Annotated in this window: 23 protein-coding genes; 12 read left to right on the top strand and 11 right to left on the bottom strand. The window is 61.0% G+C overall.

Going from position 1 to position 21,516, the window contains the following annotated elements; genetic code table 11:
- Positions 1 to 48 precede the first annotated feature (48 nt).
- A complete protein-coding gene (locus tag K3762_RS14360) occupies positions 49 to 273 on the bottom strand; it encodes a YdcH family protein (protein WP_007119020.1) in 225 nt (74 codons plus the stop codon).
- 163 nt (positions 274 to 436) lie between these two features.
- On the opposite strand from K3762_RS14360, the gene K3762_RS14355 reads away from it, so the two are divergent.
- The 3 genes from K3762_RS14355 (at position 437) to K3762_RS14345 (ending at position 2,031) form a co-directional block, all read left to right on the top strand.
- Positions 437 to 850 (top strand): Hsp20 family protein, encoded by a 414-nt coding sequence (locus K3762_RS14355; RefSeq protein WP_067267324.1) that lies wholly within the window; start codon positions 437 to 439, stop codon positions 848 to 850.
- A gap of 4 nt (positions 851 to 854) precedes the next feature.
- A complete protein-coding gene (locus K3762_RS14350; RefSeq protein ID WP_007119022.1) occupies positions 855 to 1,073 on the top strand; it encodes a DUF1150 family protein in 219 nt (72 codons plus the stop codon).
- 79 nt (positions 1,074 to 1,152) lie between these two features.
- Positions 1,153 to 2,031, top strand: a complete 879-nt coding sequence (locus K3762_RS14345) for a PhzF family phenazine biosynthesis protein (RefSeq protein ID WP_120351713.1) — start codon at positions 1,153 to 1,155, stop codon at positions 2,029 to 2,031.
- 59 nt (positions 2,032 to 2,090) lie between these two features.
- On the opposite strand, the gene K3762_RS14340 is transcribed toward K3762_RS14345, so the two are convergent.
- Entirely contained in the window at positions 2,091 to 3,803 is a 1,713-nt protein-coding gene (locus tag K3762_RS14340) for a bifunctional sulfate adenylyltransferase/adenylylsulfate kinase (protein WP_132444294.1), read from the bottom strand.
- Positions 3,804 to 3,996: 193 nt separating this feature from the next.
- Positions 3,997 to 5,001, bottom strand: a complete 1,005-nt coding sequence (trxB, locus tag K3762_RS14335) for a thioredoxin-disulfide reductase (RefSeq protein ID WP_132444295.1) — start codon at positions 4,999 to 5,001, stop codon at positions 3,997 to 3,999.
- A 216-nt stretch (positions 5,002 to 5,217) separates the two neighbouring features.
- Here trxB and K3762_RS14330 point away from each other — a divergent pair, with 216 nt between their 5' ends.
- Positions 5,218 to 5,718 (top strand): Lrp/AsnC family transcriptional regulator, encoded by a 501-nt coding sequence (locus K3762_RS14330; RefSeq protein ID WP_040700523.1) that lies wholly within the window; start codon positions 5,218 to 5,220, stop codon positions 5,716 to 5,718.
- Between the two features lies 1 nt (position 5,719).
- On the opposite strand, the gene K3762_RS14325 is transcribed toward K3762_RS14330, so the two are convergent.
- From K3762_RS14325 to lgt, 5 genes are all read right to left on the bottom strand, one after another.
- Positions 5,720 to 6,439 (bottom strand): Hint domain-containing protein, encoded by a 720-nt coding sequence (locus K3762_RS14325; protein ID WP_132444296.1) that lies wholly within the window; start codon positions 6,437 to 6,439, stop codon positions 5,720 to 5,722.
- 272 nt (positions 6,440 to 6,711) lie between these two features.
- Positions 6,712 to 6,855, bottom strand: coding sequence for a hypothetical protein (locus tag K3762_RS14320; protein ID WP_165935549.1), 144 nt, complete (start codon positions 6,853 to 6,855; stop codon positions 6,712 to 6,714).
- Positions 6,856 to 7,125: 270 nt separating this feature from the next.
- Positions 7,126 to 7,881, bottom strand: coding sequence for a peptidoglycan editing factor PgeF (pgeF, locus tag K3762_RS14315; protein WP_120351709.1), 756 nt, complete (start codon positions 7,879 to 7,881; stop codon positions 7,126 to 7,128).
- Positions 7,878 to 8,936 (bottom strand): class I SAM-dependent methyltransferase, encoded by a 1,059-nt coding sequence (locus K3762_RS14310; RefSeq protein ID WP_132444297.1) that lies wholly within the window; start codon positions 8,934 to 8,936, stop codon positions 7,878 to 7,880. The genes pgeF and K3762_RS14310 overlap by 4 nt, the downstream gene beginning before the upstream one ends.
- The gene (lgt, locus tag K3762_RS14305; protein ID WP_132444298.1) at positions 8,933 to 9,817 is read right to left on the bottom strand and encodes a prolipoprotein diacylglyceryl transferase; all 885 of its coding nucleotides are present in this window, start codon (positions 9,815 to 9,817) and stop codon (positions 8,933 to 8,935) included. The genes K3762_RS14310 and lgt overlap by 4 nt, the downstream gene beginning before the upstream one ends.
- Positions 9,818 to 9,911: 94 nt before the next feature.
- On the opposite strand from lgt, the gene K3762_RS14300 reads away from it, so the two are divergent.
- The 5 genes from K3762_RS14300 to K3762_RS14280 all read left to right on the top strand — a co-directional run bounded on the left by K3762_RS14300 (position 9,912) and on the right by K3762_RS14280 (position 13,091).
- Positions 9,912 to 10,154: an accessory factor UbiK family protein gene (locus tag K3762_RS14300; RefSeq protein ID WP_067622764.1), complete on the top strand. Its 243-nt coding sequence runs from the start codon at positions 9,912 to 9,914 to the stop codon at positions 10,152 to 10,154.
- 311 nt (positions 10,155 to 10,465) lie between these two features.
- Positions 10,466 to 10,966: a YbjN domain-containing protein gene (locus K3762_RS14295; protein WP_067622761.1), complete on the top strand. Its 501-nt coding sequence runs from the start codon at positions 10,466 to 10,468 to the stop codon at positions 10,964 to 10,966.
- Between the two features lie 31 nt (positions 10,967 to 10,997).
- Complete coding sequence (gene proC / locus K3762_RS14290) at positions 10,998 to 11,813, top strand: pyrroline-5-carboxylate reductase (RefSeq protein ID WP_132444299.1); 816 nt, start codon at positions 10,998 to 11,000, stop codon at positions 11,811 to 11,813.
- Positions 11,806 to 12,144 (top strand): tRNA-binding protein, encoded by a 339-nt coding sequence (locus K3762_RS14285; protein WP_067935119.1) that lies wholly within the window; start codon positions 11,806 to 11,808, stop codon positions 12,142 to 12,144. The genes proC and K3762_RS14285 overlap by 8 nt, the downstream gene beginning before the upstream one ends.
- Complete coding sequence (locus tag K3762_RS14280; protein WP_132444300.1) at positions 12,141 to 13,091, top strand: D-glycerate dehydrogenase; 951 nt, start codon at positions 12,141 to 12,143, stop codon at positions 13,089 to 13,091. Before K3762_RS14285 ends, K3762_RS14280 begins: the two co-directional genes overlap by 4 nt.
- On the opposite strand, the gene K3762_RS14275 is transcribed toward K3762_RS14280, so the two are convergent.
- Positions 13,088 to 13,669, bottom strand: a complete 582-nt coding sequence (locus tag K3762_RS14275; protein ID WP_120351703.1) for a thymidine kinase — start codon at positions 13,667 to 13,669, stop codon at positions 13,088 to 13,090. The genes K3762_RS14280 and K3762_RS14275 overlap by 4 nt on opposite strands.
- A gap of 87 nt (positions 13,670 to 13,756) precedes the next feature.
- Positions 13,757 to 14,881, bottom strand: coding sequence for a beta-ketoacyl-ACP synthase III (locus tag K3762_RS14270; RefSeq protein ID WP_132444301.1), 1,125 nt, complete (start codon positions 14,879 to 14,881; stop codon positions 13,757 to 13,759).
- A 418-nt stretch (positions 14,882 to 15,299) separates the two neighbouring features.
- Between K3762_RS14270 and K3762_RS14265 the strand changes: the two genes are divergently transcribed.
- Genes K3762_RS14265 through K3762_RS14255 form a run of 3 tightly spaced genes read left to right on the top strand, consistent with a single transcriptional unit; the run spans position 15,300 to position 18,090 of the window.
- The gene (locus K3762_RS14265) at positions 15,300 to 17,003 is read left to right on the top strand and encodes a Tad domain-containing protein (protein WP_132444302.1); all 1,704 of its coding nucleotides are present in this window, start codon (positions 15,300 to 15,302) and stop codon (positions 17,001 to 17,003) included.
- Entirely contained in the window at positions 17,000 to 17,530 is a 531-nt protein-coding gene (locus K3762_RS14260; protein ID WP_120351700.1) for a TadE/TadG family type IV pilus assembly protein, read from the top strand. The genes K3762_RS14265 and K3762_RS14260 overlap by 4 nt, the downstream gene beginning before the upstream one ends.
- Entirely contained in the window at positions 17,527 to 18,090 is a 564-nt protein-coding gene (locus K3762_RS14255; protein WP_132444303.1) for a TadE/TadG family type IV pilus assembly protein, read from the top strand. Before K3762_RS14260 ends, K3762_RS14255 begins: the two co-directional genes overlap by 4 nt.
- A 54-nt stretch (positions 18,091 to 18,144) precedes the next feature.
- On the opposite strand, the gene carB is transcribed toward K3762_RS14255, so the two are convergent.
- Positions 18,145 to 21,504, bottom strand: coding sequence for a carbamoyl-phosphate synthase large subunit (gene carB, locus K3762_RS14250; RefSeq protein WP_260010124.1), 3,360 nt, complete (start codon positions 21,502 to 21,504; stop codon positions 18,145 to 18,147).
- Positions 21,505 to 21,516 lie beyond the last annotated feature (12 nt).

Raw genomic sequence — 21,516 nt, 5'->3', positions numbered from 1 at the left:
CCGGCCCATGTGGCAACGATGATTGCCGCAGGCAACAGAGATCAAAGTTTAGGCGATGATATCGGGGGTCAGGCGGTCTTCGATCTGGGCGATAAGATCCTTGAGCCGCAGCTTGCGCTTTTTCAGCCGCTGCAGGGTCAATTGATCGCCAGTTCCTTTTTCAACAAGAGCGTGGATGGCGTCATCCAGATCGCGATGTTCCCGTCGGAAGACCTCAAGCTCAACACGCAGCACTTCATCCGTTTTCATCGACAGATCGGTAGGGGCATTCATGGGTAGGTGATTCCGTTGGGCATCTGAACCTTGAATATAAGCGCTTGAGATCATTTGGCATAGCCCTTGCGCCCCTGCTTAAGCCCCCCCATATTCAATGCAACGGGTTGCCGGTTGCGGGGCCTGTGAAACACTGTCGCTTGACCTGATAAGGACGTGTCGCATGACGAAACTAACGCTTGCCTCTTACCCTCACATGCTGGGGTTTGAACAATTGGAACGGGTGCTGGAACGCAGCGCCAAGGCCGGAAACGAAGGTTATCCGCCGTTCAACATCGAGCAGACCTCTGATTACAGCTACCGGATCACACTGGCGGTTGCGGGTTTTTCGGAACAGGATCTCTCGATAACAGTTGAGGATAGACAGCTCGTGATCCGTGGGCGTCAGTCTGACGATGGCGAAGACCGGGTGTTCTTGCACCGTGGGATCGCTGCGCGACAGTTTCAGCGCTCGTTCGTACTGGCCGATGGGGTCGATGTGGGCGAAGCCGTTATGGAGAATGGTCTGCTGCATGTCGACCTGACCCGCGCCAAGCCTGAAACAGTGGTTCAAACCATCAAGATCAAGAAGGGGTAATATCATGCAAGACGCAATCACCCACGGGAATGACCGTATGGTCTATGTCAAAACGATCGCTGTCGCTGATCTGCCGCGCGAAGTGCGCGATCAGGCAGAAGGGCTCGAGCTTCTTTATGCGGTCCATGACGCCGAAGGGCAGCAGTTGGCGCTGGTTGGCGATCAAAAGCTCGCGTTCTCTTTGGCACGTGAGCATGACTACCGCCCGGTCATGGTGCATTGACGCCGACATTCACGACGATACGCTAAGCCCGATGCAAGGCCGCAGTCCGCTGCGGCCTTTTGTTATTGGGAGCGGGCGTATGGATTTCGATTTCGACTGGGTGGATGCTTTCACCGATCAGGTCTTTGGGGGCAACGGCTGTGCCGTGGTGCATGGCGGGGCGGTGCTGCCTGATGCCATTTGCACGGCCTATGTGCGTGAGACATCTTTGGTAGAATGCACCTTTACAGGGCCGTCCGAGATCGCAGACTTCAAGGTGAAATACTACCTCGCCAGCCGAGAGATACCCTTTGCCGGCCATCCGACCATCGCCACCGTCGCGGCCCTGCGCCATCGCGGGCTGATCGGTGAAGGGCCGCTGCGGCTGGAGACGGGCGCGGGTATCGTGGAGATAGAGGTCCGCGGTGCCCAGATCGCAATGACCCAGATCGCGCCGGTTTTCGGGGTCGAAGTGCCTGTCGATCTCGTCGCAGACGTGGGCGGTTTGGAACCGGCCGATATCATCGGGCAGCCGCAGGTGGTCTCTACCGGGTTGCCCTTTTGCATCACGGTCTTGCGCAGCCGCAGGGCGCTGGAAAGGCTGAAACTCGATCCCCGGGCGCTGGCGGATTACAACACCCATCTGGGGCAAGACAGCGATATGATGGAGCCTTTTTGGGTAACACTCGACGGCGCAACTTCGGCGGGCGATACCTATGCGCGGCTGCTATTGGCCCCGCCCAGCCCCGCCGAAGACCCTTTCACCGGATCGGCAACAGGCGCGATGGCGGCCTATCTCTGGGCGCGGGGGCTGATCGATAGCCCCCGATTTGTCGCCGAACAGGGGCACCTCATGGGCCGTCCGGGGCGGGCAGAGGTCGAAGTGCTGGGCCCCCGCGATGCGATCTCCGGGGTGCGCGTCGCGGGGCAGGGGCGTGTGGTGATGTCGGGGCAGGTCTTCATGCCGGAAACGGCCTGACCAAAACGCAAAACGCAGCCCCGAGGGGCTGCGTTTCCATTCTAGGAAGGCCGAGCGGTTTAACCCGCGATCAGCCCCATGTTTTCGAGCTTCAGCAACACCTGATGCGCGCAGTTATCGACCTCAACGTTCTCGGTCTCCAGTACCAGCTCGGCGTTCTGCGGCACATCGTAGGGGTCAGAAATGCCCGTGAACTCTTTGATCTTGCCTTCGCGCGCCAGCTTGTAGAGCCCCTTGCGGTCGCGGCGCTCGCATTCCTCGATAGAGGTCGCGACATGCACTTCGACGAAGGCGCCGAAGTTCTCTACATCCTCACGCACCGCGCGGCGGGTGGTGGCATAGGGCGCGATCGGCGCACAAATGGCGATGCCGCCGTTCTTGGTGATCTCTGACGCGACATAGCCGATGCGGCGGATGTTCAGATCGCGGTGCTCTTTGGAGAAGCCCAACTCAGAGGAAAGGTTCTTGCGCACGATATCGCCATCCAGCAGCGTCACGGGGCGGCCGCCCATCTCCATCAGCTTGACCATCAGTGCGTTGGCGATAGTGGATTTGCCCGAGCCGGAGAAACCAGTGAAGAACACGGTGAAGCCCTGCTTCGAGCGCGGCGGGGAGGTGCGGCGCAGTTCCTTGACGACCTCGGGGAAGGAGAACCACTCAGGGATCTCCAGCCCTTCGCGCAGGCGGCGGCGCAGCTCGGTGCCCGAGATGTTCAGGATGGTGACATCGTCTTTGTCCTTGATCTCATCCATGGCCTCATATTGAGCGCGTTCCTGCACCCAGACCATATGTTTGAAATCGACCATTTCGATGCCCATTTCCTCCTGATGCGCGCGGAACAGATCCTGCGCATCATAGGGGCCATAGAAATCTTCGCCGGCGGAGTTCTTGCCGGGGCCAGCGTGGTCGCGGCCGACGATGAAGTGTGTACAGCCGTGGTTCTTGCGGATCAGCCCGTGCCAGACGGCCTCACGCGGGCCAGCCATGCGCATGGCGAGGTTCAAGAGGCTCATCGAGGTGGTGGCGGCAGGGTATTTATCGAGCACTGCCTCATAGCAGCGCACGCGGGTGAAGTGATCGACGTCGCCGGGCTTGGTCATGCCGACGACCGGATGGATCAGCAGGTTGGCCTGCGCCTCACGGGCGGCACGGAAGGTGAGTTCCTGATGCGCGCGGTGCAGCGGGTTGCGGGTTTGGAAGGCCACGACGCGGCGCCAGCCCAGCTTGCGGAAATAGGCGCGCAATTCGTTGGGCGTGTCGCGGCGGGCACGGAAATCATAGTGCACGGGCTGCTGGATGCCGGTCACCGGACCGCCGAGATAGACGTTGCCCGCTTGGTTGTGCAGATAGTTCACCGCCGGATGCGCATCGTCATCCGCGCCAAAGACCTTCTCGGCCTCGCGTGCCTTATTGGGGGTCCAACGGTCGGTGATGGTCATGGTCGCAAGGATCACGCCCTCTTGGTCGCGCAGGGCGATGTCCTGACCGAGTTCCAGCTTTTCGGCGAAGGCTTCGCTGACGTCGAGGTTGATCGGCATGGGCCAGAGGGAGCCATCGGCCAGGCGCATATTCTCGACCACGCCGTCATAGTCTTCCTCGGACAGGAAACCTTTGAGCGGATTGAAACCGCCGTTCATCAAAAGCTCCAGATCGCAGATCTGACGCGGGGTGAGATCAAGGCTCACCAGATTGCCGGCTTCGATCTTCAGTTTCTGCGAAGACTCGTAAGAGACATAGAGTTCGGGGATCGGCGTCAGGTTGCTGGGCATCATAACTATCACTTTTCTTCAGGGGGCAGGCGGCTTCGGTCTTGGCTGCCATAGCTGCAAAAGGCGTAAAAAGTCTATAGTTCTAGGGGGTAGCGTATCGTTAAAGGCTGATATCCCGTGATCTCGGGATGGCCTGCAATTCGGGTGTGCAAGGGCGGCGGAAACCAGAATTATCTCCGCCGCGCCTTCGGTTGACTTAAACGTCTTCCTTCACTTCGGCCCCATAGCCAAGCGGAAGGGAGGTGTCTTTGCCCTCATCATCGCCCACTTCGGCCAGAAAACGCTCAGCTTCCAGCGCGGCCATGCAGCCCATGCCGGCGCTTGTCACCGCCTGGCGATACTTGTGGTCCGTTAGATCGCCTGCGGCAAAGACGCCGGGAATGGAGGTTTCGGTGCTGTCCGGTTTGGTCACGACATAGCCGCCCATGTGGGTTTCCAACGTGTCCTTAACCAATTCATTCGAGGGCGCGTGACCGATGGCCACAAAGACACCTTTGGCCGGGATATCAGTGATTTCGCCGGTCTTAACGTGTTTAACCTTCACACCTTCGACGCCCAGCGGGCTGTCGGTGCCATAGACTTCCTCAAGCTCGTGGAACCACAGCGGCTCGATCTTGGGGTTCTTCATCAGCCGGTCGATCAGGATTTTCTCAGCACGCAGCTCATCACGGCGGTGTATCAACGTGACTTTTGAGGCGAAATTGGTCAGAAACAGCGCCTCTTCCACGGCGGTGTTGCCGCCGCCGATCACCATAATCTCTTGGCCCCGGTAGAAAAAGCCGTCACAAGTGGCGCAGGCCGAGACGCCGAACCCTTTGAACTTTTCCTCGCTCTCCAGCCCCAGCCATTTGGCCCGCGCCCCGGTGGCAAGGATCACAGCGTCGGCGACATAGGTCGTGCCGCTGTCGCCTTTGGCGTGGAACGGGCGGCTTGAGAGGTCAAGATCGGTGATGATGTCGCCGATGATCTCGGTGCCCATCGCCTTGGCGTGGTCCTGCATGCGGATCATCAGGTCGGGGCCTTGCACCTCGCTGTCGCCGGGCCAGTTCTCGACCTCGGTGGTGGTGGTCAGCTGGCCGCCGGGCTCAATCCCTTGAACGAGGATCGGCTCCAGCATGGCGCGGCTCGCGTAGACCCCGGCGGTGTAGCCCGCAGGGCCGGAGCCGATGATCAGTACCTTGGTTTTACGTGTCTCGGCCATCTGGCGCCCCCGGGCTGTCATTGATATTGCCCGCCTCATATAGCGATAGCGGGGAAGCCGTTAAACCCCCACCGTCACCGCCCTGCCATTACGCTTGCGTGAGCAGGCGGCTGGATCGGCTCGATGGTGTGAGACAAAGAATATTGCGCCTGCGTGAAACTTTATTGCGCGTACCACGCAGGCTGCTATAAGAATCGAAAATTCACTGAGGATGATATGGCGGGTACACGACTAGATCCGATCGACCGGATGATCTTGGCCGAATTGCAATCGGATGGCCGGATGACGAATGTCGAACTGGCCAAGCGCGTGGGCATCTCTGCGCCGCCCTGTTTGCGCCGGGTCCGCACCTTGGAAGAACAAGGCTACATCAAAGGCTATCACGCCGATGTTGATGCGCGCGAACTGGGCTTTGAGGTGCAGGTTTTCGCCATGGTCGGACTTGCCAGTCAGGCCGAGGCCGATCTGAGCGCTTTTGAAGAGAAATGTCGCGGTTGGCCGTTGGTGCGCGAGTGCCATATGCTCAACGGTGAGGTTGATTTCATCCTGAAATGCGTGGCGCCGGACCTGTCGAGTTTTCAAAGCTTCCTCACGGGGCAATTGCTGACGACGCCGAATGTGGAAAGCGTAAAGACGAGCCTTGTGATCCGTGGGGCCAAGGATGATCCCGGCGTGCCCTTCGACGTGCTGGAAGCGCGGCTGTCGACCGCGCCCTGAATCAGTCCTTTGGGCTGTCTTCTGTGGTTTCAGGCGCGCGGGGATGGGCGAGGGGGCCGAAATCCGTCGCATGCGCGATCTGCGGAAACATTGACAGAAACCGATCCCGAAGGTTGGGCGCGGCGTCGCGCAGAGCCTGTGCACCGGGGTGAAAGGTCTCCATCTCCAACCCGCCTGCCTTGATCGCCGCATGGCGCGACAGGCAGATATGGAACAGGCGCACCGGGGTCGGCGGGGCGACCTCAATCACGTTGACCCCATCCAAAAACGCGCGAACCGGGGTCAGCATACGGGTGCTGCCCGCCTCTGCCCGCAGGTGAGGCGGCGTTTGTAGCACCCGTGCGGCGGGACCAAGGGTGAGGAACGAGCTGGGGCGCCCCTCTCCGAAACTGTCGGGCATGATGCGGATCAGCGAAAGCCGCCGCCCGCTGTCCGCCGGGATAAAGCTGCTGGACCCGATCCAGATCAATCGCGCCGGTTCCCCCGATGAGGTATTGATCATGTCGCCGGGCTGAAGGTCCTCAATGGCGATGTCGCCCTGCACCGTCTGGATCAGCGTCCCGCGGGCGAAGGCCGCAAAGGCGGATTCGAAAAGCGGCGCGGCGGGCGCAGTGTCTTGCCCGATATAGAGCGAACCATCGGCGCGCAGGGCGGCAACTTCATAGCTGCGCATTGGCGCAGGCGGCGGAACTTCAAGATCGGTGGCGGCGGTCTGTGTCATGCAAAACCCCTTATCTACCCGGCGCAGCGGGGCGGAACGCGGCCCTTTTGGGCGCGGACTGACAGGTAATTCGCCATGTTCTGCCGGAATTGTCAAAATATCCGGAATATTCACAGCCCATCCCGCGCCAATTTCCGCTAAAATCGCGGTATGTTTCTTGGCCCGGCTCTTGGCTGCCATATTTGCAGGAAAACGCCCCCCGAAACGAATCAACGTCCTGAGGGGCGGTCATTTGTACCGGACGCTTTGGCGCCGGTACCGGGGGAAACTTTTCAGGCGGTCTTGCGGACCGGGGCGTTGCCAGCGCGCTTTGCGATAAAGGCGGCGCGGCGCGCGCCACGCGCCCATGGCATGACGGTGTCCGTCTTTGCGGCGGTCTCGACGACGGACTTGATGAAGTGCGGGTTCTTTTTCATGGCTCGGTTCCTCTTCGGTCATGCGGGCATCGTTCCATTCACTATCGCAGTGCAATCGGGCCGGTTTTTGACGATGGGTGAGAAACTTGCGCAAATTTGACGGCTAAGTTGGGCGCTTTGGGGCGCGTAGGCCACAATCTATAAAGTGTTTAAAATCCTACAGTTATCGCCAGATCAGGAAACAATTGAGCAAACCGGATGCGATTACGTCCAGTCTGGCGACAGTAATGCGGCATGAAACGGGCGACCCTCGCCCCAATCTCGCCCCGTTCAGAGCGTGATGGCCGAGAGCAGGCGGCCATAGTCAGCCTCTTTGGCGTGGGTCGTGCGCCGGTAGGAATAGAATCGCGAGGCGTCGGCATAGGTGCAATGCCGCGTCCATTCCGCATGGCCCACACCCGCCGCGCGCAGACGGTTCAGGCCAAAGCCCGGCAAGTCGAAATGCAGACGGTCACCTTCGCCTTGGGCAAAGTAACGGGCAAACTCGGGGTCGGCGCTCATGAAGTTGTCAAGAAACTCTGGCCCGACCTCATAGGCGCGCTGGCTGATCGAGGGGCCGATCACCGCGGTGATCTTTTCGCGCGTGGCGCCCAGATCAACCATCGCATCGACGGTCGCCTCAAGTATCCCATCAAGCGCGCCGCGCCAGCCCGCATGGGCCGCGCCGACCACACCGGCCTGCGCATCCGCAAAGAGCACGGGCTGGCAGTCGGCGGTCAGGATCGACAGGGCGATGCCGGGGGTTTTGGTCACCAGCGCATCGGCGCGGGGCTTGTCGTCGCGCGGTTCTGTCACGGTGACGACGGTGGCAGAGTGGACCTGATGCACCCCGACAAGGTGGTCAGCGGGCAGGCCCATCGCCTCGGCAGCGCGGGCGCGGTTGATGCGCACAATCTCGGACTGGTCCGAGCTGCCGCTGCCGCAGTTCAGCCCGGAAAACACTCCCGATGACGCGCCGCCACGGCGGGTGAAGAACCCGTGCCGCAGAGGGGCAAGCGCATCGGATGTGAGAATTTCGAGCGTCATACTTCTGTCCCCGGGGGCGGGGTCTGACCTTTTTGGTAGAGCCCCATTACTTTGAACAGGTTTCCCATTTCCGCCGGGTGCGTCAACCGCCGATGTGCGGCAATGTGGCTGCCAAGCGCGTCACCGGTCAGGAGTTCGGCCAATTTCTGCGCGCGGGGGGTGATGCCCAAACGCTCAAGAAAAACGCCTTGGGTGACGACGCGGCTATGGGGGCAGGGGCAGGCGAGGGCGAGCGCCTCGAAATCGACATGAGCGGTCAGATCGGCATGGCCCGGGCTGGCCAGCGGGTCTACGGGGGCGTGATTCTGCAAGGCTTGCAGGGTGTCGCCCAAGGCCCGCCAATCGCCATAGTCGACGATCAGTGCGGCGCCGCCATGGGCTGCGATGCGGCTGCCGATCTGTTGCATGATCTCTGCCGCTGGGGCGCAACGCTCGACCAGATCGCCGTCCTTCGTATCCTCCAGCCGGTGCGTGAGGGCGGGCTGCGGGGTCACGGGCCCAAGGCCGAAGGCCAGCGCGCCCTCTGCCGCGCCGACCCGCCGCTCCGCCCAGCCTGCGCCTTGGCGGATGAACTGGCGGATCGGGAGCGCGTCAAAAAACTCGTTCGCAATCAGGAAAAGCGGCGCTTCGGGCAAGTCTGCAGCGCTATCCAACCAAGTGATGTCATGGCCTTGCAACGTCTCACGCTGCACGTCGCGCAGAGCGGGGGAGGCTTCGACCAGCGTAATCTTCGCAGCGGCCAGAAATCCCGGCACCTGCGCGCAGGCGCGCAGCATATCGGCCATCAATGTGCCGCGCCCCGGCCCAAGCTCGGCCAACGTGAAAGGCGCGGGCGCACCCTGATCCAGCCAGCTTTGCGCCAGCGACAGGCCGATCAACTCGCCAAACATCTGGCTGATCTCCGGCGCCGTTATGAAATCCCCCTCTGCGCCAAAGGGCGCTCGGGTCGTGTAATAGCCCCAGTCGGGATGCAGCAGGCAGGACTGCATATAGTCGTCCAGCCGCATCGGCCCTTCCAAGGCGATCCGCGCGAGCAGATGGTCCTTCAGGCTCATGCCTGCCGCCGCGCCCGAATGATCAAAAAGATGCCTACGGCAATCATCGGCAGCGACAGGATCTGCCCCATGGTCAGCCCCCAGCCGCCGATATGCCACGCCAGCCCCAGTGGGTTGCCGGGGGTGACGAATTGCGCATCTGGCTGGCGCAGGAACTCAACCGCGAAACGTGCCGCGCCATAGCCCGCAAGGAAGGTGCCGCCGATCAGGCCGGGCATTTTCAGCGCACCGCGTTTCCATGCCATCCAGATCAGCACGCCGCCCAAGACCAGCCCCTCCAGCAGCGCCTCATAGAGTTGCGAGGGGTGCCGGGCGCAGATGCCGGCCACGTCGGGGCAGAACTGCGCTGCCTCGCCGGGGAAGGCCACGCCCCAAGGCAGATCGGTCGGACGGCCCCAGAGCTCGGCGTTGATGAAATTCGCCAGCCGCCCCAGAAACAGGCCCGGTGCCAACCCCAAACACACCATATCTCCGGTCGAGATCACCGGGATGCGATGCCGCCGTGTATAGAAGAGTCCGGCCAGAATGACCCCAAGCGCCCCACCATGGAAGGACATGCCGCCCTCCCAGAGCTGCAAGATGGCGGCGGGGTTCGACAGGTAATAGGCCGGTTGGTAAAACAGCACATAGCCCAACCGTCCGCCAAGAATGACGCCCAGAATGACCCAAAAGAGCAGGTCCTCGACCTGACCGGGCTTCATGACGGGCGTGTCATTCTTCCACAGTTGTGGGCGTTTGACCGCCGCGGTGGCGATGCGCCAGCCCAGCAGAATGCCCACGATATAGGCCAGCGCATACCAGCGCAGCGCGAAGGTGGCACCAAACAGGTTAACCGAAAAAATTTCCGGCGCGATATCGGGGAAGGGGAGCATGGCTATCATGGTGCTGATTGAGCAAGGCCACGCGGGGAAGTCAACCTTGCGAGTAAGGGCTTCGCGCCCCATATAGAGGCTAACAAACCTCCGGAGGCCAGACATGCAGACCCGTAACAAGTTTTTCGATGACGTCTCACAGATGATGACAAACGCGATGGGCGTCGCCCAAGGTGCCAAGGATGAGGCCGAGACTGCCATGAAGGGCATGCTCGACCGTTGGCTCGCTGATCGTGATTTTGTCACCCGTGAAGAGTTCGACGCGGTGCGTGCCATGGCGCAAAAGGCCCGCGAAGAGAACGAAGCGCTGAAAGCGCGGCTCGACAAGCTCGAAACCAAGGGCTGAGGCCCGACCCTAGGCCAAATCTGATCTGCCGCCCCCAAGGTTGGGGCGGCGATCCTCCGCGCCGACTGAGACTAATTATGCCCCGGCGCAGCACCTCTCTCCAAATTGTAGACGTTTTCCACGATTTACCCACAAGTTATTGCGGTTATCCCCTATCAATTGTGGTTATCCCCAAGAAAAACCTTGCCAGACTGTTCCGCTAGAAGCACCATATCTTGTATAGGTGATGTGAACCTACACGCCTATTTGTGCAGGCTTCCATGAATGGTGGGCCACGTCCCGCCCCGTGGAACAGATTGAGAGGTGGCGAAATGGCCCTGTCCGAGCATTACCTTGAAGAAGACGTTCACCCGATTGATATCGTTGAAAATATCGCGGCGCACCATGATTGGGAGTTTGACCGCGTGGCGGATGACCAGATCGCCATGGCTGTCGAAGGCCAATGGCGAACCTATTCGATCACGCTGGCATGGTCTGCCTACGACGAAACGCTGCGCCTGATTTGCACCTTCGAGATGGAGCCGCCTGCCGAAAAACTGCCGCAGCTTTACGAATTGTTAAACCTCGTCAACGATCAATGCTGGGCGGGGGCGTTCAGTTTCTGGCCGGATCAGCAGTTGATGGTCTACCGTTACGGCTTGGTGCTGGCCGGTGGGCAGGTCGCGGGGCCAGAGCAGATTGATACGATGATCGGTGCCGCTGTCATGAGCGCCGAACGCTACTACCCCGCGCTGCAATTGCTCGTCTGGGGCGATCAAACCCCCAAGGCCGCGATGGACGTCGCCATTGCAGAGGCTTACGGCCGGGCGTAACAAAGTCCCCGAACAACTTCGGGGGATGACGATGAAAGACGGCAGAGTGGCGCGCGACGGCTTGGTTTTGCTGGGCTGTGGCAAAATGGGATCGGCCATGTTGGAAGGCTGGCTGGCAAAGGGACTGCCTGCAAGCTCGGTTTGGGTGGTGGACCCCAAGCCCTCCGATTGGCTGCAAAGCGCGGGCGTGAACCTTAACGCCACGCTGCCTGCCGCTCCGGCCGTGGTGCTGGTGGCGGTCAAGCCGCAGATGATGGCGGATGCGCTGCCGACGCTTCAGGCGATGGGCAACGGCGAGACGCTATTCGTCAGCGTCGCAGCGGGCACCACCATCGGCTATTTCGAAAGCGTCCTTGGCGGCGACACACCCATCGTGCGGGCCATGCCCAATACCCCCGCTGCCATTTCCAAAGGGATCACCGCCATCGTTGGCAACGCCAAGGCGGGCAGCCGATCTTTGGATGAGGCCGAGACCCTGCTCAGCGCCGTGGGTGAGGTCGTGCGTCTGACCGAAGAGGCGCAGATCGACGCGGTCACGGGGGTCAGCGGCTCGGGCCCGGCCTATGTCTTTCACATGATCGAATGCATGGCCGCCGCCGGGGTGGCCCAAGGCTTGCCCGAAGAACTGGCCATGCAATTGGCCAAGGCGACCGTGGCCGGGGCAGGGGCGCTGGCGATGCAGGCCGAAGAAGACCCCGCCCAGCTTCGCGTCAACGTGACCAGCCCCAATGGCACCACCCAAGCGGCGCTTGAGGTGCTGATGGATGAGACCGAGGGCTTCCCGCCTTTGTTGAAACGCGCCGTGGCCGCTGCCGCAGACAGATCGCGGGAGTTGGCCAATGGCTGAGATCACTTTCGACGATTTTCTGAAAGTCGACATTCGCGTCGGCACCGTGACCCGGGCCGAAGCCTTCCCCGAAGCGCGCAAACCGGCGATCAAACTCTGGGTGGATTTCGGCGCTGAGATCGGGGAGCGTAAGACCTCTGCCCAGATCACGGCGCATTATACACCCGAAACGCTGGTGGGGCGGCAGGTCATGGCCGTGGTGAACTTCCCCGCGCGCCAGATCGGGCCTTTCATGTCCGAAGTGCTGGTGCTTGGTCTGCCGGATAAGGACGGAGAGATCGTGCTGTTGTCGCCCGATCAAAAAGTGCCCGAAGGAGGGCGGATGCATTGAAAAAGATACTAATTGCCAGACCCTTGCCCGACGAGGTCACCGTCACCTTGACGGGCTGCGAAGTAACCGTTCGCGAGGAAACCGCGCCCCTCTCGGCCGATGAAATGCGCGCGGCTTTGCGCGACTATGACGGGGTAATGCCGACCTTGGGGGATGTATTCTCGGCCGAAGTCTTTGCCGATGTGCCCGTTCCGCGCTGCAAGATCCTCGCCAATTTTGGCGTCGGCTATAACCACATCGACGCGGCAGCGGCCCGCGCGGCGGGGGTGGAGGTAACTAACACCCCCGGCGCGGTCACCGATGCGACGGCGGATGTCGCCATGACGCTGATGCTGATGTCCGCCCGCCGCGCCGGCGAAGGGGAGCGGTTGGTCCGCTCGGGCGCGTGGGAAGGGTGGCACCCGACCCAGATGCTGGGGCTGCACCTGACCGGCAAGCGGGTCGGCATCGTCGGCATGGGCCGGATCGGGCAGGCCATCGCGCGGCGGTGTCACTATGGCTTCGAGATGCAGGTCAGTTATTTTAACCGCAGCGCGAAGGAGTTGGATTTCCCGGCCACCCGTGTCGAAAGCCTGACTGCGCTGGCCGAGGCCGTGGATGTGCTTGTCGTTGCCGTGCCCGGCGGCGGTGCCACGCGGCATTTGATCGATGAAACCGTGCTCGGCGCGATGCAGCCCCATGCGCATCTGATCAACATCGCCCGCGGCGATGTGGTGCAGGAGGCGGCGTTGATCGCGGCCTTGCACGCGGGGCGCATCGGTGGCGCCGGGCTGGATGTCTATGAATTCGAGCCCAAAGTGCCGCAGGCGCTGCGGGATCTCGACAATGCTGTGCTGCTGCCGCATCTGGGCACGGCGGCGCATGAGGTCCGCGTCGATATGGGGCTGATGGCTGTGGCCAATCTACAAGCCTTCATTGACGGAAGCACCCCGCCGAACCGGGTTTAGCCATCGCCCACGGCGGCGCGCCAGTGTTTGCGGCAGAGGGAGACATAGGTCTCGTTCCCGCCGATCTGCACCTGCGCGCCGTCGCGCATCGCTTGCCCTTCGGCGTCGCGGCGCACGACCATCGTAGCCTTCTTGCCGCAATGGCAAATGGTGCGCACTTCGCGCATCTCATCGGCCAGCGCGAGCAGCGTGGCAGAGCCGGGGAAAAGCTCACCCCGGAAATCTACCCGCAGCCCAAAGCACATGATCGGCACGCCCAGATCATCCACCGCGCGGGCCAGTTGCCAGACCTGCTCGACCTCAAGAAACTGCGCCTCATCGACAAAGATACAGGCGCAGGGGCCTTGCTCTAACCGGCTTTCGATCTTGGCCAAAAGGTCTTCGCCCGGGGCGAAGGTATCGGCCTCTTGCCCGATGCCGATGCGCGAGGCGATGCGCCCTTCGCCTGCGCGATTGTCGAACTGCGCGGTCAGCAAAAAGGGCACCATGCCCCGTTCCACATAGTTATGCGCCGCCTGTAGCAGCACCGTGGATTTGCCAGCGTTCATGGTGGAGTAATTGAAGTAGAGCTTTGCCATGGGCAGGGTGTTACGCCGCCCATGACAGCGGATCAAGATAGAAACCCCGACCCGTTCTCACGAGCGGGCGGGGCAAGGCGCGGGCGGTTAACCGCGCTTTTTAACGATCACCGACCCGACGGAATAGCCCGCCCCGAAAGAGCAGATCAGCCCCGTGTCCCCGTCTTGCAGGTCATCGGAATTCTTCGCGAAAGCGATGATCGACCCAGCGGAGGAGGTGTTGGCGTAGTCTTGTAGAATGTTGGGCTGTTCGCCTAGCTCAGGCTCTCGGCCCAGCACCTTGCGCCCAATGAAATCGTTCATCGATTTGTTCGCCTGATGCAGCCAAATGCGTTTAAGGTCGTCGGACTCCAGCCCATTGTCGGCCATATGCCCGCCGATATGATCGGCCACCATGGGCAACACTTCCTTAAACACTTTGCGCCCATTCTGCATGAACTGCATGTCGCGTCGGTCGCTCAGCCCGTCGGGGCGGGACCGGCGGAGGAAGCCGTTGTTGTTGCGGATGTTGTTGGAGTACTCAGTCGCGCAGCGGGTCGAGATGACATCGAAACAGGGGCCTTCGACATCTTCGGCACGCTCCAGCAGCGTGGCGGTGGCGACATCGCCAAAGATGAAGTGGCAATCCCGGTCGCGCCATTCGAGGTGGGCCGAACAGATTTCCGGGTTCACCACGAGGGCGGAGCGGATGGAGCCGGAGCGGATCATATCCGCCGCCGCCTGAATGCCGAATGTAGCCGAAGAACAGGCCACGTTCATGTCGAAGGCAAAGCCCTTCACGCCCAGAAGCTCTTGAATTTCGATGGCCACGGCGGGGTAGGCGCGCTCAAGATTGGAGGCCGCGCAGATCACCGCATCCACATCATCGGCGGTCTTTCCAGCGGCGGCGAGCGCCTTTTGCGCAGCATCAACGGCCATTTCCGCCATCAGGGAGGGTTCCTCATCCGCGCGCTGGCGCAGCAGGGGATGCATGACATTGGGGTCCAACACGCCGGATTTGTCCATGACATAGCGCTGCTCGATGCCGCTGGCTTTGACGATGAACTCTTCCGAAGAATGCGCCTTGGCCTCTAGGGTGCCCGCGCCGATCGCCTCGGCATTCTCGGCGTTGTAGAGGTCGGCATAGGCGTTGAAGGCTTCGACCAGTTCGGCGTTGGTGATGGTCTGCTGAGGCGTGAAAACGCCCGTGCCGGTGATGGCGGCTTGATACATCGGTGTGATCCCTTTCTCTCCAACGGCGTGGCTGGTCTACTAAAGCTGAGCAGCCCCGGTGGAATTGCAAGGGGCCGTTGTCATGGTCGGCGCACGCTGACGCAGGGGGCAGCAAGGTGCAGGTTCCATACTTTAGCGAAACCGCGCGGGACTTGCCACGGCTTTGAGGTGGCAGGCGTGTGAATGCCGCTACAGTTGAAAAATTTGATCGCCTATGACGATACGCGCTGGCTTGACTATGCAACCAGCAGGGCGCAGTGATCGCTCGTTAGCAATCATTAATTGAACAAGAACAGACAGATTTTTTTCAGGGCAGCGGCCATTTCGGTGCGTGATTTACAGGTCCATCAATGGCGGATGCTGCAGCCTAGAGCACAGAATTTGCTCACGAATTCAACCTCCGAAAAAGAGAGGTGTCATGAGGCGCAAAGTTATTAGTCGAATGCTTTTCGATCGGGTGAAGCGTTTTTCCAAGGACGAGACCGGCGGCATGCTGGTCCTCATGTTGGTCGTGTTTTTCGGCATTACGATCTTTGGCGGTCTGGCCGTGGATCTGGCGAACCACGAGCGGACGCGGACCACATTTCAGACCCACCTCGACAATGCCGTGCTGGCCGCGGCCAGCCTGTCGCAAAACCTCGACCCCGAAGAGGTCGTGCGCAGCTACCTGACGTCTGCGGGGCTTGACCCCTCCGAGGTGGCGATCGACACGAGCGAAGAAAAGATCGGCGGCATTCTGGTGGGGCGGACGGTCGAAGCCTCGCTTCCCGCCGGGCTGAACACTTATTTCTTCCGGTTTTTCGACATCGACACGCTCGGCATGACGATCACGTCAGAGGCGACCGAACGGGTGGAAGATATCGAGATTTCGCTCGTGCTCGACGTGTCGGGGTCGATGGGGGAGGAAACCAGCGACCGAAGCGGGATTAAGCTGACCCTGCTTAAGCGCGCGGCCATAGATTTCGTGGAGACAATCCTAAGCGATTCCGAAGAGGGGCGTGTGTCGATTTCGATTGTTCCCTATTCGACGAAGGTTAACGCAGGGGAGGCTCTGCTGGGCCAATATGCAGCAACCACAGAGCATAACTATTCGCATTGCGTAGATTTTGACGCGAATGATTACGGCTCCTTATCGATCGATCCCGACCAACAGATCCAGCGGACCGGACACTTTCAGTTCCAGAGCATGTCGACTTCTGATCGGGATCGTGGCCAGTGGGTTTGCCGTAAAGACGGGGGCTTTGCGATCACGCCACTGTCGGACTCGGTATCGGTACTGAGATCGCAAATTCTTGCCTTGACCGCCGAAGGGTCAACGTCGATCGATGTTGGTGCGAAATGGGGGTTGGCGTTGCTTGACCCCTCCGCGCAAGAGCCAGTGAACGGATTGATCAACGCCGGTTTGGTGGAACCTGAGTTCCAAGGCCGTCCACATCCGCATGGCGCTGAGAACAGCATGAAAGTACTGGTGCTGATGACGGATGGTGAGAACTATCCGGAATATCGACTTGAGCCCGAATATGCATCTGGCGAGTCCGACGTTATCCGCACTGATTACGGTTCGGTCGTGTTTTATACAGCGGATTCGGCGGAACGCTCAAACGAGTACGACGGGGATAATTCCTATCCCGAAGCCTACTTTTACGCGACCCATCCTTGGGGGTCCGACCGGATGTGGCATGACACCACACTGCTTAATCATCCTAGTTTAGAGAAATATAAGAGTCAGGGAGAGGAAGAGCGGCTCGACTGGCCCGAGGTTTGGGCAGAGATGTCCCCCTACTACTACGGATATAATCTCTATGGTCGGCGGCGATCGGTGACCTGGTGGGGCGGATCGCAGGTTTGGAGCTCCCTTGCGAGCAGCTTCTGGGCCAACATGCATAACACAATCAGTGCGAGCGAGAAGGACCGGCGGCTGCGTCAAATCTGCGGTGTCGCGAATACCGCTGGGGTCGTGGTCTATTCCATCGGCATGGATGTCGACAGTACCAACTCACTCAACCTCCTGAAAGATTGCGCCTCATCCGACGCCCATTATTTCGACGTTCAGGGTTTGGAAATCCAAACCGCATTCGACATGATCGCCGCGTCCATCTCTATGCTGAGGCTGACGAAATGATCCGCTTTCTCAAAGACCGCTTTCGCCGATCCGAGGCGGGCGGGGTCACCGTTGAGTTCGTCATCCTGTTGCCGCTGGTCTTTTACTTCTTCTTCCTTGCGCTTGAGACCGGTCTGTGGAGCGCGCGTGAGATCATGCTGCGCCGTGCCACGAATTTGGCCGTGCGGGACGTGCGTTTGGCGACTGGCGCCACGCCGGGCTATGACGCGATGAAAGCGCTGATTTGCGAGCGTTCGGTCTTTGATGCGGGCTGCCTAGAGAATATCCGGATCGAGATGCGCGCCTTGCCGATTGCCGATTGGGCTGACTTGGGCGGCCCTGCGCCTTGCGTGGACCGGGACGAAGATTTCGACCCGGCAAACGGCTTTCTGCCCGGCCAGCAGAACAACCTGATGATGATGCGCGTATGTCGTCTTTTTGAGCCACTTTTGCCGGGGACCGGTTTGGGCCGTCAACTGCCCGAAGGCTCCGACGGGCAATACGGCGTGCGGGTCACAACAGCTTTCGTAACGGAGCCACGCGGATGAGGGCGATTTCTTTAAAGCGTTTTTTCCAGTCCGAAGAGGGCAGCCAGACGATTGCCTTCTTGGTGCTGCTGCCTTTGCTGGTTTGGTCGATCATGGCGATGCTGACCTTCACGGATGCCTTTCGGGTGCGCGGGATGGCGACCGATGCCACCGCCGTCATCGCCGACAGCCTGTCGCGCCAGACGACGCCAATCACCGCCAATGACCTCTTGGGGCTGCAATCGGTCGCAGAGCAACTCACCGGGTATGAGGTCTCTTTGCGGATCACTCAGGTGCGCTGCATTCTGGACTGTGACAGTCTGGGCCGTCGGATCCTCGCGGTGGATTTCTCGCAGGGGATCGGTCTGGACAGCCTGCTTGATCTCGACTTTATCGCCGGTCTCTCGCGTGAGCGCGTGCCGCTGATGGCCGATGGCGACCGTCTGGTGCTGGTCGAGACAAGTTTTACCCACGAACCGATTGCGCAGATCGGCTTGGAAGCCAAAGAGGTCAGCGTGTCGCATGCCACAAGGATGCGTTTCGCGCCCCAGCTTTGCTGGATAAGGTGCGTCATCAGCTAAGCGGGCACTGCGCCGCCTGAAAAAAGGGGCTGCCCAATGGACAGCCCCGATTTCTTACCCCTGAAGCGCTTTCACACCGATTGCATCCTCGGCCTGCGCCTTGATCGCCAGTGCCGCGGCATGGGCACCTGCGGCGGTGGTGAAGTAGGGGATCTTGTCGTAAAGCGCGATAGAGCGGATCGACTTGCTGTCTTCGACCGCCTGCGCGCCTTCGGTGGTATTCATCACCAGATGTACATCGCCGTTTTTCATCATGTCGGTGATGTCGGGGCGTCCCTCGTAGACCTTGTTCACCACATCGCAGGCATGGCCATTGGCGGTGAGCCATTCCGCGGTGCCGCGGGTGCCGATCAAGGTAAAGCCTTGGTCCAGCAGGATTTCCGCGGCCTCCAGCATGTTTTGGCCCTTGTCGGCGTCCTTGACCGAGAGGAAGGCACAGCCGTTGCGCGGCAGTGGGTTGCCAGCGCCCATCTGCGCCTTGAGGAAGGCGCGGGGGAAGTCGCGGTCCCAGCCCATGACCTCGCCGGTGGAACGCATTTCCGGCCCCAAAAGCGTGTCGACGCCGGGGAAACGGGCGAAGGGCAGCACCGCTTCTTTGACGGAGAACCACGGCATATTCGGGTCGGCCAGTGTCATCGGATCGCCAAGCGGAAGGGTGTCTTCATATGCGGCCTGATCGGGGTAGGGCGGGCGCTGCGGGAAGTTGCTGAGCGGCTCCCCGGCCATGATCCGCGCGGCGATGGAGGCGATGGCGCTGTCCGTCGCTTTGGCCACGAAGGGCACGGTGCGCGAGGCGCGGGGGTTGACCTCAATGAGGTAAATCTCGCCGTCTTTCACCGCGAACTGGATGTTCATCAGGCCCACGACGTTGAGCGCTTTTGCCAGCGCGCGGGTCTGCTCTTCGACCTCTGCGATGATCTCGCGCGGGAGCGAGTAGGGCGGCAGGGAGCAGGCGCTGTCGCCGGAGTGAACGCCCGCCTCTTCGATATGCTGCATGATGCCCGCGACATGCACATTCTCGCCGTCGCAGAGGGCGTCGACATCCAGTTCCACCGCGCCCGACAGGTAGCTGTCGAGCAACACCGGGCTGTCGCCGGACACGACCACCGCATTGGTGATGTAGCGCTCGAGGCTGGCCTGATCGCGGACGATCTCCATCGCGCGGCCACCCAGAACGTAGGAGGGGCGGATCACCAGCGGAAAGCCGATTTCCTTGGCGATTTCCATCGCTTCGGCGTCGGAATGGGCGATGCCGTTGTGTGGTTGTTTCAAGCCAAGGTTCAGCACAAGCTGCTGGAAACGCTCGCGGTCTTCGGCCAGATCGATCATGTCGGGCGTGGTGCCGAGGATCGGGATGCCGGCCTCTTGCAGGCCATTGGCAAGCTTCAAGGGGGTCTGGCCGCCGAACTGAACGATGACGCCGTGCAGCGTGCCGTTCTCCTGCTCGACGCGCAGGATTTCCATCACGTGTTCAAAGGTCAGCGGCTCAAAGTACAGGCGATCCGAGGTGTCATAGTCGGTCGAGACCGTCTCGGGGTTGCAGTTGACCATGATGGTCTCATAGCCCGCGTCGGTCAGCGCATAGCAAGCGTGGCAGCAGCAGTAGTCGAACTCGATGCCTTGGCCGATGCGGTTCGGGCCCCCGCCGAGGATGACGACCTTCTTGCGGTCTGATGGCCGCGCTTCGCATTCCGCCTCGCCCATCAGCGGGCTTTCGTAGGTGGAGTACATGTAGGGGGTCTGCGCTTCGAATTCGGCGGCGCAGGTGTCGATGCGTTTGAAGACGGCTTTGACGCCGAGAGCCAGCCGCGCGTCGCGAACCTGCGCCTCGCGGCTGTCAGTCAGCATGGCGAGCCGGGCATCGGTGAAGCCCATCATTTTCAACTCGCGGAAGGTATCTGCATCGTCGGGCAGACCGCTGGCGCGGATGCCCTCTTCGGCTTCGATGATCTCGCGGATCCGGGCAAGGAACCACGGGTCGAACATGGTATGCGCGTGCAGATCGTCGTCGGACATGCCGTGACGCATCGCTTGGGCAATGGTGCGCATCCGGTCAGGGGTCGGGGCCGACACGGCTTTGATCAGCGCCGCCATATTCTCTGGCGCGTCGCCGGGCAGGTCGCTGTTGAGACCGGTGATGGCCACTTCGTCAAAGCCGGTGAGGCCCGATTCCATCGACGCCAGCGCCTTTTGCAGGCTTTCGTGGATTGTACGGCCGATGGCCATGGTCTCGCCCACCGATTTCATCGCGGTGGTGAGGTAAGGCTCGGCTCCGGGGAATTTCTCAAAGGCGAATTTGGGGATCTTGGTGACCACATAGTCGATGGTCGGCTCGAAAGACGCGGGTGTGACGCCGGTGATGTCGTTGTCGAGCTCGTCCAGCGTAAAGCCCACGGCCAACTTCGCCGCAATCTTGGCGATGGGGAAGCCGGTGGCCTTGGACGCCAGCGCCGAGGAGCGCGAAACGCGCGGGTTCATCTCGATCACGACCATGCGGCCATCGGCGGGGTTCACGGCCCATTGCACGTTGGAGCCGCCGGTCTCTACTCCGATCTCGCGCAGCACGGCGATGGAGTGGTTGCGCATGATCTGGTATTCTTTGTCCGTGAGCGTCAGGGCTGGGGCCACGGTGATGCTGTCGCCGGTATGCACGCCCATCGGGTCGATGTTCTCGATCGAGCAGACGATGATGGCGTTGTCGGCGGTGTCGCGCACCACTTCCATCTCGTATTCTTTCCAGCCCAGCAGCGACTCATCGACGAGGATTTGCCCCATCGGCGAGGCATCCATGCCCGAGCGGCAGTAGAATTCGTAATCCTCGCGGTTGTAGGCCACGCCGCCGCCGGTGCCGCCCATGGTAAAGGCGGGGCGGATGATCGCGGGAAGGCCGACGTATTCCAGCGCCTCAAGGGCGAGGTTCACGCCAGCGGCGAGGTCTTTCTTGCCGTCCTCGCGCTTGGGCGCGGTGACGATGGTGGCTTTTGGGTTTTCGATGCCCAAACGGTCCATCGCCTCGCGGAAGAGCTTGCGGTCTTCGGCCATTTCGATGGCTTCGCGCTTGGCACCGATCATCTCGACGCCGAATTTCTCAAGCACGCCCATCTCTTCGAGCGCGAGCGAGGTGTTCAGCCCGGTTTGGCCGCCCATGGTGGGCAGCAGCGCATCGGGGCGCTCTTTTTCGATGATCTTGGCGACGATTTCAGGTGTGATGGGCTCGATATAGGTGGCATCGGCGAGCCCTGGATCGGTCATGATCGTGGCCGGGTTGGAGTTGACGAGGATGACGCGGTAGCCTTCCTCTTTCAGCGCCTTACAGGCTTGAGCGCCGGAATAGTCAAACTCGCAGGCTTGTCCGATGACAATCGGCCCCGCACCAATGATCATGATCGACTGGATGTCGGTACGTTTCGGCATGGCGGCCCCCTA

The sequence above is a fragment of the Sulfitobacter sp. W074 genome (assembly GCF_025142275.1).
GTDB lineage: Bacteria > Pseudomonadota > Alphaproteobacteria > Rhodobacterales > Rhodobacteraceae > Sulfitobacter > Sulfitobacter profundi.
This window is presented reverse-complemented; position numbering and strand designations above follow the sequence as displayed.

Bases quoted from the DNA above. Each gene is read 5' to 3' on its own strand.
- K3762_RS14360 (WP_007119020.1), bottom strand. From the start codon at position 273: ATGAATGCCCCTACCGATCTGTCGATGAAAACGGATGAAGTGCTGCGT.
- K3762_RS14355 (WP_067267324.1), top strand. From the start codon at position 437: ATGACGAAACTAACGCTTGCCTCTTACCCTCACATGCTGGGGTTTGAA.
- K3762_RS14350 (WP_007119022.1), top strand. From the start codon at position 855: ATGCAAGACGCAATCACCCACGGGAATGACCGTATGGTCTATGTCAAA.
- K3762_RS14345 (WP_120351713.1), top strand. From the start codon at position 1,153: ATGGATTTCGATTTCGACTGGGTGGATGCTTTCACCGATCAGGTCTTT.
- K3762_RS14340 (WP_132444294.1), bottom strand. From the start codon at position 3,803: ATGATGCCCAGCAACCTGACGCCGATCCCCGAACTCTATGTCTCTTAC.
- trxB (WP_132444295.1), bottom strand. From the start codon at position 5,001: ATGGCCGAGACACGTAAAACCAAGGTACTGATCATCGGCTCCGGCCCT.
- K3762_RS14330 (WP_040700523.1), top strand. From the start codon at position 5,218: ATGGCGGGTACACGACTAGATCCGATCGACCGGATGATCTTGGCCGAA.
- K3762_RS14325 (WP_132444296.1), bottom strand. From the start codon at position 6,439: ATGACACAGACCGCCGCCACCGATCTTGAAGTTCCGCCGCCTGCGCCA.
- K3762_RS14320 (WP_165935549.1), bottom strand. From the start codon at position 6,855: ATGAAAAAGAACCCGCACTTCATCAAGTCCGTCGTCGAGACCGCCGCA.
- pgeF (WP_120351709.1), bottom strand. From the start codon at position 7,881: ATGACGCTCGAAATTCTCACATCCGATGCGCTTGCCCCTCTGCGGCAC.
- K3762_RS14310 (WP_132444297.1), bottom strand. From the start codon at position 8,936: ATGAGCCTGAAGGACCATCTGCTCGCGCGGATCGCCTTGGAAGGGCCG.
- lgt (WP_132444298.1), bottom strand. From the start codon at position 9,817: ATGATAGCCATGCTCCCCTTCCCCGATATCGCGCCGGAAATTTTTTCG.
- K3762_RS14300 (WP_067622764.1), top strand. From the start codon at position 9,912: ATGCAGACCCGTAACAAGTTTTTCGATGACGTCTCACAGATGATGACA.
- K3762_RS14295 (WP_067622761.1), top strand. From the start codon at position 10,466: ATGGCCCTGTCCGAGCATTACCTTGAAGAAGACGTTCACCCGATTGAT.
- proC (WP_132444299.1), top strand. From the start codon at position 10,998: ATGAAAGACGGCAGAGTGGCGCGCGACGGCTTGGTTTTGCTGGGCTGT.
- K3762_RS14285 (WP_067935119.1), top strand. From the start codon at position 11,806: ATGGCTGAGATCACTTTCGACGATTTTCTGAAAGTCGACATTCGCGTC.
- K3762_RS14275 (WP_120351703.1), bottom strand. From the start codon at position 13,669: ATGGCAAAGCTCTACTTCAATTACTCCACCATGAACGCTGGCAAATCC.
- K3762_RS14270 (WP_132444301.1), bottom strand. From the start codon at position 14,881: ATGTATCAAGCCGCCATCACCGGCACGGGCGTTTTCACGCCTCAGCAG.
- K3762_RS14265 (WP_132444302.1), top strand. From the start codon at position 15,300: ATGAGGCGCAAAGTTATTAGTCGAATGCTTTTCGATCGGGTGAAGCGT.
- K3762_RS14260 (WP_120351700.1), top strand. From the start codon at position 17,000: ATGATCCGCTTTCTCAAAGACCGCTTTCGCCGATCCGAGGCGGGCGGG.
- K3762_RS14255 (WP_132444303.1), top strand. From the start codon at position 17,527: ATGAGGGCGATTTCTTTAAAGCGTTTTTTCCAGTCCGAAGAGGGCAGC.
- carB (WP_260010124.1), bottom strand. From the start codon at position 21,504: ATGCCGAAACGTACCGACATCCAGTCGATCATGATCATTGGTGCGGGG.